This window comes from Oculatella sp. FACHB-28 (assembly GCF_014696015.1).
Taxonomy (GTDB): Bacteria; Cyanobacteriota; Cyanobacteriia; order Elainellales; family Elainellaceae; genus JAAUTN01.
The window spans coordinates 1-12,988 of record NZ_JACJPJ010000054.1; the positions used below are offsets into that span (position 1 = coordinate 1).

At 51.0% G+C, this 12,988-nt stretch carries 8 protein-coding genes; 5 read left to right on the top strand and 3 right to left on the bottom strand.

The window, feature by feature from the left end; translation table 11 throughout:
* The first annotated feature begins 803 nt into the window (after positions 1–803).
* The 3 genes from ispE (at position 804) to H6F88_RS10830 (ending at position 3,028) form a co-directional block, all read left to right on the top strand.
* The gene (gene ispE, locus H6F88_RS10820) at positions 804–1,763 is read left to right on the top strand and encodes a 4-(cytidine 5'-diphospho)-2-C-methyl-D-erythritol kinase (protein ID WP_190642763.1); all 960 of its coding nucleotides are present in this window, start codon (positions 804–806) and stop codon (positions 1,761–1,763) included.
* Between the two features lie 179 nt (positions 1,764–1,942).
* Complete coding sequence (locus H6F88_RS10825; RefSeq protein WP_190642764.1) at positions 1,943–2,287, top strand: DUF3082 domain-containing protein; 345 nt, start codon at positions 1,943–1,945, stop codon at positions 2,285–2,287.
* Between the two features lie 18 nt (positions 2,288–2,305).
* Positions 2,306–3,028, top strand: coding sequence for a TrkA family potassium uptake protein (locus H6F88_RS10830; protein WP_190642765.1), 723 nt, complete (start codon positions 2,306–2,308; stop codon positions 3,026–3,028).
* Positions 3,029–3,146: 118 nt separating this feature from the next.
* Here H6F88_RS10830 and H6F88_RS10835 read toward each other — a convergent pair whose 3' ends face one another.
* Entirely contained in the window at positions 3,147–3,803 is a 657-nt protein-coding gene (locus H6F88_RS10835) for a MotA/TolQ/ExbB proton channel family protein (RefSeq protein ID WP_347277690.1), read from the bottom strand.
* A 216-nt stretch (positions 3,804–4,019) separates the two neighbouring features.
* A complete protein-coding gene (locus H6F88_RS10840) occupies positions 4,020–5,330 on the bottom strand; it encodes an FAD-dependent hydroxylase (RefSeq protein WP_190642767.1) in 1,311 nt (436 codons plus the stop codon).
* Between the two features lie 354 nt (positions 5,331–5,684).
* On the opposite strand from H6F88_RS10840, the gene H6F88_RS10845 reads away from it, so the two are divergent.
* Positions 5,685–6,647 (top strand): GGDEF domain-containing protein, encoded by a 963-nt coding sequence (locus tag H6F88_RS10845; protein WP_190642768.1) that lies wholly within the window; start codon positions 5,685–5,687, stop codon positions 6,645–6,647.
* 15 nt (positions 6,648–6,662) lie between these two features.
* On the opposite strand, the gene H6F88_RS10850 is transcribed toward H6F88_RS10845, so the two are convergent.
* Positions 6,663–9,557, bottom strand: a complete 2,895-nt coding sequence (locus H6F88_RS10850) for a GAF domain-containing protein (protein ID WP_190642769.1) — start codon at positions 9,555–9,557, stop codon at positions 6,663–6,665.
* 470 nt (positions 9,558–10,027) lie between these two features.
* On the opposite strand from H6F88_RS10850, the gene H6F88_RS10855 reads away from it, so the two are divergent.
* Positions 10,028–12,664, top strand: coding sequence for a chloride channel protein (locus H6F88_RS10855; protein ID WP_190642770.1), 2,637 nt, complete (start codon positions 10,028–10,030; stop codon positions 12,662–12,664).
* The last annotated feature ends 324 nt before the right edge of the window (positions 12,665–12,988 follow it).

Consider the following 12,988-nt stretch of genomic DNA (forward strand, 5'->3'; position numbering starts at 1 on the left):
TTCGGATGGATCGCCGGCCGAAGGGCTCACGCATGTTCAAGCGACCGTGCCAGGTGTCGGCTATCACCCAAAACACACTGAGCGCGCATGGCGAGCGGTTCTTGATCTTTTCGGAGAGGAATCGAAATGAGCGACGTGCATGAAGTCCGGGTGCGGGAAGAAGATTTGCGAAGCGCCATGTTAGCCAGGGACGCGTCGCCCCCGTCGGACCTCATAGTAGAAACACCGCATAACAATCGCACTGCACCGGAACGTTTCAATATGGTTGGTTAATTTGCAAAGTTTGTCTGCGTCCGGTGATTGCGAACGTTATGCCGTTGAGTGTTTAGCAAAGTATCAGAATTTAGTTAAATTTAAGCCAAAATCAGGTGGGTATCACGAGTTGTACAAGCCATCCATGTGCGACGATACCTGCTGATTCCTTGCGGAACACTTCTCCATACAGAAGTCAGTGAGCTATTAGTCTATTCAAGAAGCAGCAGCGGTAAGAAAGCAAAGAGACATTGCTAACAATTTGTTGCGAGAAGGACTGCCAATTGAAATTATTGTTCGTGTGACAGGGCGGTCAATTGAGGAACTCCAACAGCTTCAACGGCCATTAAACAGGGCTCTGTAAGATTCACCCTGCTCGGCGTGGCGATCGCAGCATAACAGCTCCATTACGAGCCATGACACACTCTAGTCGGTGGACCACAAGGAATACAGTATGAGGTCAAGAGCGCAAATCAACTAGTCCTTAGTCACCCATCGCGATAGACAATAGACTAGTATCACGTCCTCATCCTTCATCCCTCATCCTTCCAATGCGCTCCTACTCCCTGATTGCCCCGGCTAAAATCAACCTTTACCTGGAAGTTATTGGCGATCGCCCTGATGGATATCATGAGCTGGCAATGGTTCTCCAGGGAATTGATCTGGCAGATCGAATCGATCTCAATGCCAATGGAGTCGATCAGTTTCGGCTGCACTGCGATCATCCCGAAGTGCCTGCTGATGAGAGCAATTTGGCTTACAAAGCGGCCTTGCTGATGGCAGCAGAGTTCCCAAATGCATTTGAGCAGTATGGCGGAGTAAATATCACGATTCACAAGCACATTCCGGTTGGGGCTGGGTTGGCGGGTGGCTCGACCAATGGCGCAGCCGTGCTGGTGGGACTTGACTTGATTTGGGGGTTAGGACTGACTCAAGGCGAGCTACAGGATTTGGCCGCAAAGTTGGGGTCAGACGTCCCGTTTTGCATCGCAGGAGGGACGGCGATCGCCACCGGACGAGGCGAACAGCTTTCACCGCTGCCCAGCATTAACTCCCTTTATGCGGTGCTAGCCAAGTACCGCAGTCTTAGCGTTTCGACGGTTTGGGCATACCAGACCTATCGTAAACAGTTTGGCGATTCCTATAGCCCTGTTTCCACAACGGGTTCCGCTGTCGGAACATCGACTACGCCAAAGCAGCGTGCCCATGCGGGTGAAATTGTGGCTGCGATTATGCATCATGACAGTTCCAAAATCGGTAAGCTGTTGCACAACGATTTGGAAAAAGTCGTCCTGCCCGCCCACCCGCAGGTGGCTCAGTTGCGAGAAACGATACAGCAGTTCAATCCGTTAGGGACAATGATGTCAGGGTCGGGTCCAACGGTCTTTGCCCTGGCTGAGTCACAGGCAGAGGCAAAACATTTGCAACAGCAGATTCAGGCTGCTTTGCCTGATCCGGATTTACAAACCTGGGTGACGCAGTTTAGGGCTGGCGGCATTCAAATTGTTTGATCTTGTAAATCCTCGAAGGGCGTAGCATTCGGGCAAGAATTGCGGGGAAGTTAGAAAATTTGTCTACCTCATGCTGCACTGATACACCCGGTGAGTAGCAAATTGTAAGGGCGAAATCTTTTTTGCTCTCGCTCGATATCATTTGAAAACTACCATTTGTAGAACATAACAAACGCACTATGGCAGACCTACCTTCACCAGATTCTTCTCAGCAAAATAAAAACTCTGCGGGTGAAACTCCGCCTACACCGTTGCGCTGCTTTACGGGGGCGATTATTGCAGGGGGGCTTGCTTTTCTCCTCTACCTGCTCAACCAAGCGATCATTCAAGGGCTTGCCGCAAAACCCTTGCCCACGAGCAGCGTGACAGCAACTAACATTGCCGTTGCAGTGAGAACCTTGGTCATTGGCTTAAGCACACTAGCGACTGCAATTTTTGCGATCGCCGCCCTCGGACTGATTGCTCTAGGAATTCAGCTTTTAATTCAACAATTGCGCCAACCTTCCCTATCAAACAAAGAATAAGTTTAGGAGATGATCAACATGTATGTCCTCATTGGTGGCGCTGGCATGATGGGGCTACGTTTAGCCCAAAACTTGTTAGAGATGGGGCATACCGTTGCCATCATTGACACCGATCCCCTTGCCTGCCAATTTGCTCGTGAAAAAATTGGCGTAATGGCCTTTGAGGGCAGCGCGGTCAGCACCTTGGTCTTGTTAGAAGCCGGAATTCGCAAAGCCGATGCAGTCGCAGCAACGCTCAGCAGCGATGCCTTGAACCTAGCGATGGTGACGCTTTCTAAGCACTACGGGGTGCCTCACATCGTCGTGCGAATGAGCGAACAGGATTTCTTTGAACCCTACCGCATCGCCGGAGCCAATCATGTGATTAGCACGATTGACCTGGCTGTCACGACAATGGCAAATGCGATCGAATACCCCGAAGTGGAGTCGATGATGCACTTTGAGCAGGGGCAGGTAGAAGTGTTAAAACTGCCGGTTCCGGCTAACTGCTACATTACCGGGCGTACCGTTGCCCACGTTGCTCAAGACCCCAGCTTCCCCAAAGGCTCATTGATGATTGGCTACCAGTGCCATTCCTGTGCTGATTTGATCATTCCAAATGGCAGCACGGTCTTGGAAGCTGGCTCAACAATTCTCGTCGTGACTAAACCTGATTTAGTTCACAAGATGATCGACTTCATGGGCCTTTGCACTAATCGTCTTCCAACTCTAGAAGTTGCTTCATCCAGCGCTCTGACGTAGGTTTGCACCAGATCTTCTGAGAGAATGCGTTTGCGAATTTAGCATGGGAGTTAGCTCAACTTCTATCAGTTGGGAAGTTTGGCGACGATCGTTAAATCACATAGCTGAAGTTTAGAGCTTAGTTGCCGTCGGCGATAGGGCGACCCGATATAGCAGCAGCGGGGACGTAGTTTTCATCGGCGATCGCAGGCTCATACCAGACCTGACGATAGATTAGCTCAAGCTCATTGCCCACTTCCGAAAAGTAGTCCATTTGCCGCGCCTGAAGCGACACCATCACCCGAAAAACCGCTAACGCCAAAATTGCCACAACCATTCCAGCCGCAGTGGTGATCAACGCTTCCCCAATTCCGGCTGCGGCTGCGGTTGCCTGCTGGGTAGTGCCGCCACCGCCAATATTGAGGTTGTTGAACGTGCCAATCAAGCCCGTCACGGTACCCAACAGTCCCAGCAGCGGCGAAACCGCAACCACCGTTTCTAAAAGCTTGTCACCCTTTCGCATTTGCACAAATTCTTTATCGCCTGTTGCTTCCATTGCTAGACGAAAAGTTTCAGGGCTGGGATTTCTCAGTCGCAAAGGCGCTAGCAGGAAGCGTCCAATAGGCAGAGTTTGCGCTTTTTCAGCGATCGCTCCAGCCTCATTCAGATCGTAGCGGGCTGCATCCAGCACATCATGTACAATCCGGTCTTCCTGGCTCAAAAGCTGATACCAAAACCAGCTGCGCTCAAGCGCACAGGCGATCGTCGCGACCGACAATCCGACAATAGGAACCATGACTGGGCCGCCTTTGATAACGGTTTCAAGGACTGGGAACATGGTGGTGCAGAAACGCTACTTCCAAATTCTTAATAGACTTGACTTCCCCCGTTAGAATATCCGAATCGCTCTGGAGACTCTTTAATGAGGTAAGCAAAAGATCAACTCAAGGTTAAATCATAGCGGGGATTGGGGATTGGAAATCTGAAAATTTTGGTGCTCTGGAGTAAATGGTTAAGAAGGTTTTGCTAGATCTGGTAAGCGTCCGCTTGATCCCGTCATGAGTCGGAGTGCTAGCCATTTGAGGGGACGAATAGCACGCATGACCCGCAGTCCTAGTCGCCGACTGAGTCGCAGAGGTGCCCAGTTGGTTGAGAAACAGCGATCGAGCAGATCAGTGAAACCGAGAATGGTTAAATTTTCTAGCCAACGCCAGCGTTCGTAGCGTTTTAGGACGCGTAACGTGCCGATGTCCTCGCCATGCTGATACGCCCTTTGCAAAACTTGAGCCAGGGCAGCCGCATCTCGAATTCCCATGTTCAACCCCTGCCCGCCGACGGGATGGCAGCAATGGGCTGCATCCCCGATTAGCGCTAAGCGGGGAAGTGTATAGCAATCGCTATGCATCAGCTGCACCGGAAATAGGAGGCGATCGCCCACCAGGGTCAGCTGTCCCAGTTGTCCATCATAGCGGCGGTCTAGCTCTGCCAAAAACTCAGCGTCGCTCAGGTTCATGAAGGCTTTTGCTTCAGCATGGGGAGCCGTAAGAACGATCTGACAGCGGTTATCGGGAAGTGGCAGAGTAGCAAACGGGCCGCTTTCCCAAAAGTGTTCGCGGGCGATGTTGCCGTGTGGCTTTTCAGGTTGAATCACTGCGGTAATGCACGACTGCCAATATTGCCACCCGTGAGTGCCAATGCCTGCCTGCTGGCGCATGGGCGATCGCGTTCCATCGGCTGCGACCAGCAGCCGCGTTTTAATCGATTGAACCTTTCCCTGCATCGAGACGGTCAGTGTAACGCAATCGGGCTGATAGTCTGCGGACAAGACCTCTGCCGGGGAGAGCCAGCTTACCTGTTCTGCATCTTCCAGGCTCTCCTGTAGAGCTTGCAGCAAAACCCGATGTTCTGCCACGTAGCCCAGTGCCTCAGTCCCTAAATCTTGAGGTTGAAACTGCACTGCTGCCGGATAGTCAGCGTCGGCAAGATGAATTTGGCGAAAAGTGGTGATCTGGGGCAGAATTTGCGCCCAGAGCCCTAACCCGGCAAAAATTTTGCTGGAGGTCAGCGTGATGTGATATGCCCGTCGCCGCTCGAGTCCAGCAGTCCGAGGTTGTGCTTCAATGAGTGCGATCTTTAGCCCCGCTTGCTTGAGGGCAGAGGCTAGGGTCAGCCCCACAATTCCCCCACCCACGATCGCCAGGTCATAGTCTACAGAGAGGCGATCGCAATGATGAGTTTGAAGCCCAGTTTGAAGTTCAAACGGGTGAGACGAATTATGACCAGAGGCAAGCGAAGCCGGAGATGGAAGCGAATTTAACACCATTGATCAAACCGTAATCAATCAAGCCGAACAAGTTAAGTCAAACAAATAAGTAGTTATACCTTCCTTATTCTGACGCGATCGCCCTCACTAGTCCACCTGGTTGAGGGAATTGGGGAAGCTAGGAAAAGTATGGCGCTACGTGCCTTGATTAAAACGTTTTTGCGTGAACTGCGCGGGAGCTTCTACACAAAAACTTGTCCTAAAGTATGGGCGCAGCGCTATAAAGGGCAGCCTTCCATGAAGCTCCAGTAAATCTCAGCTTCCTTCCCAATTTCTTCACCTTTGGTTTTTAGCTTTGGAATATCGGCTTGCAAATGAGCTATTTATTCAATCGCAAATCCAGAGGCAAGAAAAATGTCAGACTTAGAGGAAATCAATCAGCTTTTGCAGGCGAAAGTAGAGCGACTTCAGAAAGCCGAAAAAGCACTGCGTCAAAACGAAGCAAATCTACTGAATTTAATTGAAAGTACTCAGGATGCTGTCTGGTCTGTGGATTCACACTACACGGTGTTGACGCTCAATTTGGCGTTTAAGCAACTGTTTTTACTTGCATTTGATGTAGAACTTGCTCCTGGAATGAATGCAATAGATTGCCTGCCTGCTGAGCAACGAACGTTATGGATTGACTACTACAACCGCGCTTTGAAGGGCGATCGCTTTGATGCTGAGCACTATTATTTTTTGAACGATATTTCTATTTACCTTGATATTTCTTTTAATCCAATCTTCGATCGCAGTGGGCTAATTACGGGGGTAGCTGTCTTTAGCAGAGACATTACCAACCGCAAGCAAACAGAAACTCAACTGTTGCACAGTGCCTTGCACGATGGGCTGACCGGATTGCCCAATCGCACTCTTTTTCTTGAGCGGTTAACCTACACCGCTGAGCGAGTGCAGCGGCAAAACGGTCTATTTGCAGTGATGTTTTTAGACCTGGATCAGTTCAAGCTGACCAACGACCAACTGGGACACTCAGCAGGCGATCATCTGCTGTGTCAGTTTGCTCAGGAGCTAGAAAATTGCCTGCATCTCGGTGATACCGCCAGTCATTTTGGGAATGACGAATTTGCCATTCTGCTGGACAACATTAGCGATATCAGTGAGGCTACTTCGGTCGTTGAGTGTATTCAGCAACGGTTAATGCTGCCGTTTACGCTCAACAGGCATGAGGTTTTTGTGACCGCCAGTATTGGGATTGCCCTCAGCAACGGCTACGATCAGCCGCAAGATCTGTTGCACTATGCCAATGTCGCAATGCACCGCGCTAAAGAATCTGGTAAAACCTGTTACAAAATCTTTGACGCAGAAAACGTCTAACAACCAATTCACGCTTTACAAGGAGTTTCTGGGAGAAGAAGGAATCTGAATGATAAATTCTGTGCCCTGACCCGGAGCAGAGCGGCATTCAAGATGTCCACCATGTTTTTGCACCACGATTTGATAGCTAATCGACATTCCTAGCCCCGTTCCTTGTCCTACGGGCTTGGTTGTGAAGAAAGGGTCGAACAGGCGCTCTTGAATATTGGGGGTCATTCCTGCGCCGTTGTCTTGAATGCGGATTGTAACCATTCCCCGAATATTATGTTCTGTGTCAATGCTAGAAGTCAGAGCCGTCTGAGTTGCAACTGGTTGTCCCAGCATTATCTCAGCTCCGGATTCAGATAGTCTGGCTGTTGGTAGGTCGGGAGTAAATTCAGTTTGGATGGTAATTGTTTTGGGTTCGGGCTGGCTTTCTAGGGCATCGATCGCATTGCTCAGAATGTTCATAAAGACCTGGTTAAGCTGTCCGGCATAACATTCCACGGGCGGCAGCACCCCATAGTTCTTAATTACCCGAATTCCTGTACTGTTGCCGCAAGCCTTGAACCGATTGTGTAAGATGAGCAACGTGCTATCGATGCCTTCGTGAATGTTGACGGGCTTCATTGCAGCTTCGTCCAGGCGTGAGAAGTTGCGGAGAGAAAGCACAATTTGGCGAATTCGATCTGCCCCGATTCGCATAGAGGCTAGCAGCTTGGGTAGGTCATCCGCGACAAACTCAATATCAATGGTCTGAATCAAAGCTTGAATTTCGGGTGCTGGGTCAGGGTAGTACTGCTGATAAAGCTGAATCAGGTGCAGCAGGTCTTTGGTGTAATTGTTGGCATGAACCAGATTGCCCGTAATGAAGTTGACGGGGTTATTAATTTCGTGGGCAATGCCTGCCACCATTTGCCCTAGACTCGACATCTTCTCGGTCTGAATCAGCTGAGACTGGGTTTGCTGTAAGTTTTGCAGAGCTTCGGTCAGTTGTCTCGCTTGAGTCTCAGCGGCAAAGGCGGCAGCGCGGGTTTTGGCGTAGAGTTCTGCCTGCTCAATGGCGATCGCCACCTGATCTACGACAGCGTGGAGCAGCTCCACTTCGCTATCGCTCCAGGTATGAGCGCGACTGTGGCTACAGACAATCGCGCCTAGCTGGTTAGATTGCGTTTCTAGCGGCACCAGCAGTTGCGCCATAATGCCACGATTGAGTAGCTCTTGTACCTCGGCGTCTCTTTCTAACTCCTTTGTGGCATCATCAATCCGAATCATCTGTAGATTTAGGATGCTTACCGCCAGGGGGACAGTCTCTTCAGGTGGGCAGTCTCCTAGCAGGCTAGGCAAATTAGAACTGCAAGATTCGTGGGTGACAACCAGACTGGGGCGATCGTCGTTCATCCAGCACCAGAGAAAGTGACAGCGATCGATTTGCAAGAGCGATCGCACCTCACTTACGGTTGTCCCCAAAATCACATCCAGGTTGAGCGACTCCCGAATTTGGCTAGCTAGGCGAAACAACAACGCTTCTCGGCGGCTCATCAAGGCTTCTCTCGCCCAGATACGGTCGATCGCCACGGCAATGCTGTTGGCGATCCAGCCAAGGGTGTTGAGGGTCGCTTCGCTCAACGGTTGCCGACAAAACAAAGCCATTACGCCGACCAGACGATCTTCAACAATCAGGGGATAACCTGCGAAACTAACCAGGTTTTCGCGCTGCACCCAGTCGCGTGCGCCGATGCATACGTCGTTTTGCACATCATTGGTCAGGTAAGGCTGACGGAGTTGAGCGATAAAGCCAATGATGGAAATACTTAGAGGAATACGGCTATAAAAATCTTCGACGTGGGAATGCTGTCCGGCGATCGCCTGTAGCTCTAGCAGTTTTGCCTCACCGTTATACGTCCAGATGCGAACGAAGGTGGCATCAAGATACTGCATCGTGGTTTCGGTACAGCGCCCCAAAATTTCGGATAGCGCCCCGCCTTGCGCCAGCAGTACCCCCATCGCAGCAATAAACTCAGACAGGTGCGATCGCTGCAACAAGTCCATCTCCGACTGTTTGCGTGTCGTCACATCCCGAAAGTAAACGGACAGTCCTTCTTGATAAGGAAATGCCCTCACCTCAAACCAGCTTCCTAAAGGCGGGTAGAATTCTTCGAAGTGTACGGGAGTTTGCTGGGCGATCGATCGCCGATATTCTTGCTCAAATACGGAGCCGACTGTTTCGGGAAACACATCCCAAATGCGTCGCCCTAACAGTTCACTTCGAGTTCTAAACAGCGCCTTTTCAACCTGAGGATTGAGATAGGTAAACCGCCAATTATGGTCGAGCGTGAAGAAAGCATCCGTAATGCTGGTCAGCAAGCGAGCCAGTTTACGCTTAGAACGGGTTTCGCCGGTCTTTTCGATTTGAGTTTGGTTGGCGATCGCTTCCTCTAGCTCTACTGACTTGCGCCGCAGTTCCAGTTGGGCAACAACCTGCTGGCTCAAGGTTTGCAGAGATTCTTGCTGCTCTAGACTGAGCGATCGCACGTCCCAGTCCATAACGCATAAGGTGCCGATGGCCAGCCCTTCTGGAGTAATCAGCGGCACACCTGCATAAAACCGAATGTGAGGATGCCCAGCTACCAGCGGATATAGCCTGAACCGCTCATCTGCCAGCATGTCAGGTACGATCAGCATCCCTGCTTGCTGAATCACATGGGCACAAAACGATTGCTCCAGGCTAACGGGCAACTCTAGCCCAATGCTTGACTTTGACCAATAGTAATTGTCCACCAGAAAATTGACCATGGCGATCGGCACCTGGCAGATTTGAGTCGCCAGACGGGCGATCGCATCAAACGTAGCCTCTGGTTCAGTATCTAAAATCCGATACCGAAACAAGGCCGTAAGTTTGGCAGATTCATCAAGCAATCGTGCTGCCATCGGCTGCAATTATTGGTGACAACAAGGAACACAATCAACTTCTGTGAAACTTGCAAACAGCTCACAGCGACTCTTTCAGTGATTTCAGCACCCCAAACCACCACTGAAGCGATAACTACGAGTCAGATGCCCCCACCTGAGCAAATTTGTCTCCCAACCGCTCAGGTCAAGATAGACTTTCGAGCCGTAAAGTTTCTACTGATTAAAGAACACTCTAAACATCTCAAGATCCGGTAGCAACCCAGGTAGTAAACCCCTCTAAACTCTTAATACAAGCTCGCTAAAACAGTTGAAATCAACTCGCAATCAAATAAGGTAAACAAAAATAACAGAAGGTAGAGTGTTTTTATGAAAATTTGCCTCTTTGATATGTATACAAGCTGTGCGAAGTTTCTGATCCGCAAGCTTAAGGAAAATTAAATTTTCCGGCATCGCTCGTTCTTCCCTTTTAGTCCTTCATCTACCCGCCGATGTGGCATCTTTCCGTTCCCAGACAATTCCGACAGATTTTGGTCGGGTCAAAGCGTCTCGCTATCTTTGAAGCCTGCGTCATTGGACTTGTCTCCGGTTTGGCAGCCGTTTTGCTCAAGCAAGGAATTAGCTGGCTGGGCGGTTGGCGAATTGACCTTTCCAATCAGTTTCTCTGGATGCTGCCTCTGGTGGGTCTTGGAGGCGGATGTTTAACGGGTTTACTGATCGAGCGTCTAGCCCCAGAAGCCGCAGGTAGTGGAATTCCACAGGTAAAAGCGGCACTAGCAAATTTTCCCATTCCGCTCAACCTGCGAGTGGCGATCGTCAAGCTAATCAGCGTCACCTTGGCGCTGGGGTCAGGGTTAAGTCTGGGTCGTCAAGGTCCAACTGTGCAGATTGGTGCAGCACTTGCAGCTCAACTGAGCCAGTGGATTCCTACTTCACCCGAATATCGCAGGCAGCTTTTGGCCGCAGGAGCGGCCGCTGGACTGGCGGCTGGCTTTAATGCCCCGATCGCCGGAGTGCTGTTTGTGGTGGAGGAATTCCTGCAAGATTTTTCTGGATTGACGCTGGGTACTGCCATTCTGGCTTCGTTTATTGGAGCTGTTGTCTCGCGGCTCTTGGGTGGACAAGGACTCAGCCTTAATTCAATCGTCACGGGTAATGAGGTTCATGTCAGTTTTTCGCTGCAAGACATTCCCTTTTTTTTGGTTCTGGGGCTGCTAGCTGGGTTGCTAGGTGCGTTGTTTAGTCAGGGCATTTTTGTCAGTTTGAGCTTTTACCGCCGTACCCTGCACTTGGGATTGCCCTTGAAGGTTGGGCTGGCTGGATTGATTACTGGGCTGGTCGGAATGCTCCTGCCTCCCGCTGTGCGAGATGACACGGGACTGCAAGATTTTTTGAGTACTGGAGCGGCGGGTTGGCAGGTGACGCTGTTGGTTTTCTGGGTGAAATTTGTCCTGACGCTAGTCGCTTACGGCTCTGGGGCCCCTGGAGGACTTTTTGCGCCATCGTTGGTGCTGGGGTCAGCTTTGGGATACTTGGTTGGATTCTCGGCCCAGGGGCTAGAAACGCTGATTGGGATTCCCCTAGGAATTCCCGTTGGGGTCAGTCCTGCCAGCACCTATGCGTTAGCAGGAATGGGTGCTTTTTTTAGCGCCATTACACGAGGTCCGATTACGGCGATTGTCATCGTTTTTGAAATCACGACAGACTTTAATCTGGTGCTGCCGCTGATGATCGGCTCTGTGATCGCCTACCTGATTGCCGATCGCCTTGCTGGGGGATCGCTTTATAGCCGCCTCTTAGCCTGGAATGGCATTCACCTAGAAACGGTGACGGCAAATACTGGTCCGTGGGCTGACCTAACTGCAGCCACGCTAATGCAGCGGCGGGTTGAGACATTATCTAGCCAGATGAAGCTGAGCGAGGCAGTGCAGGCTTTTTCGCGATCGCACCATCGCGGTTTTCCGGTTGTCGATGATGGCAGGCTCGTGGGAATTGTCACCCAGAGCGATCTAGCAGACCCATCCCGTCGTCCCTCTGCCCTAGAGGAAGCGACTCTGTCAGATATCATGACCCCTCAGCCTGTCACGGTTAGCCCGTCTGATCCGCTCACCCACGTACTCTATTTGCTGAATCGGTTTAAGCTCAGCCGCTTACCGGTGACCGAAGGTCCTAAGCTGGTTGGCATCATCACTCGCGCTGACATTATTCGGGCGGAGTCTGACCAGCTTAATGGCGAAACCCGGCAGTTTGGTCCGCAGCCAGAACCTTCCTATGTGGTCTATCAGACGCGATCGCCCGCTACTGGCAAGGGGCGGCTACTAGTACCGTTGAGTAATCCCCAAACGGCTCCGTTGCTGCTTAAAATTGCGTCAACCATTGCTCGCGATCGCGATTATGAACTGGAATGCCTACAAGTGATTATCGTGCCGCGCGGCAGTTCTCCAGCAGAAACAATGGTCAGGACAACCACCAGTCGCCGCTTACTGCGCCAAACTGAACAACTGGGGCGAGACTGGCAAATTCCGATTCATACTCAAATTCGGGTTGCCCATGATGCAGCGCAGGCAATGCTGGAGACGATTAAGGAGCGTCACATCGACCTGATTTTGATGGGCTGGAAGGGAACTACCGCTACGCCGGGGCGGGTGTTTGGCAGTGCAGTAGATACGGTTGTGCGACAGGCTGCCTGCGATGTTGTGGTGATCAAGCTCAGCAAGGCTGGAACTTTTGACCACTGGCTGGTGCCAATTGCAGGCGGACCAAACTCCCAGCAGGCTTTGCGGCTATTGCCAGCACTAACGACACTTAGCCCTTCCCCTACGGTCGAAATTTGTCAGGTATTTAATTCAATAGATTCGGCGGAAGACAATGTGCTGCTGCATCAGGCGGTAGAGCAACTGAGCAGCCAGGTGCATTATCCTGTGGTGGCTTGCCCAGCCTGGGGACATTCAGTCCCAGAAGCCATCCTGCATCTGGCGGTCAGAGATGCCTGCGATGTGATTGTGCTAGGAGCAAGTCGCGAGGGCTTGTTACAGCAGGCAATTAAGGGCAATATTCCAGAGGCGATCGCCCGCTATGGGGATCGCACCATCGTTCTGGTTAGAGGGGCGATCGCTGCTCAGCCTTAGCAGGAAAATAGGTATTTGGTTTATCTAATCTTCATCGGGCTAAACCGGAAACTTAAAACATCCGCGTTTAAATAGGAATCGGAGCCATAAGACGGTTATCGCTGCTGATACCCTCAGTTAGGTGAATGAGACGGATGAAATTAGTACGGAAACAAAAGCAAATACTCTGAATCTATAGAACAAGCACCTCCGTACTAGTTCTGATGCTCAGACGGGGGCAGATATAAATATAGTGAGTCGTCGAGGCCGTTGTTGAGTCACCTATTAAACCGCTATCCATTAATTCGGAAGGCTAGGCAAATCCTCACAGCCCAGACGTTGCAC

Bases quoted from the DNA above. Each gene is read 5' to 3' on its own strand.
- ispE (WP_190642763.1), top strand. From the start codon at position 804: ATGCGCTCCTACTCCCTGATTGCCCCGGCTAAAATCAACCTTTACCTG.
- H6F88_RS10825 (WP_190642764.1), top strand. From the start codon at position 1,943: ATGGCAGACCTACCTTCACCAGATTCTTCTCAGCAAAATAAAAACTCT.
- H6F88_RS10830 (WP_190642765.1), top strand. From the start codon at position 2,306: ATGTATGTCCTCATTGGTGGCGCTGGCATGATGGGGCTACGTTTAGCC.
- H6F88_RS10835 (WP_347277690.1), bottom strand. From the start codon at position 3,803: ATGGTTCCTATTGTCGGATTGTCGGTCGCGACGATCGCCTGTGCGCTT.
- H6F88_RS10840 (WP_190642767.1), bottom strand. From the start codon at position 5,330: ATGGTGTTAAATTCGCTTCCATCTCCGGCTTCGCTTGCCTCTGGTCAT.
- H6F88_RS10845 (WP_190642768.1), top strand. From the start codon at position 5,685: ATGTCAGACTTAGAGGAAATCAATCAGCTTTTGCAGGCGAAAGTAGAG.
- H6F88_RS10850 (WP_190642769.1), bottom strand. From the start codon at position 9,557: ATGGCAGCACGATTGCTTGATGAATCTGCCAAACTTACGGCCTTGTTT.
- H6F88_RS10855 (WP_190642770.1), top strand. From the start codon at position 10,028: ATGTGGCATCTTTCCGTTCCCAGACAATTCCGACAGATTTTGGTCGGG.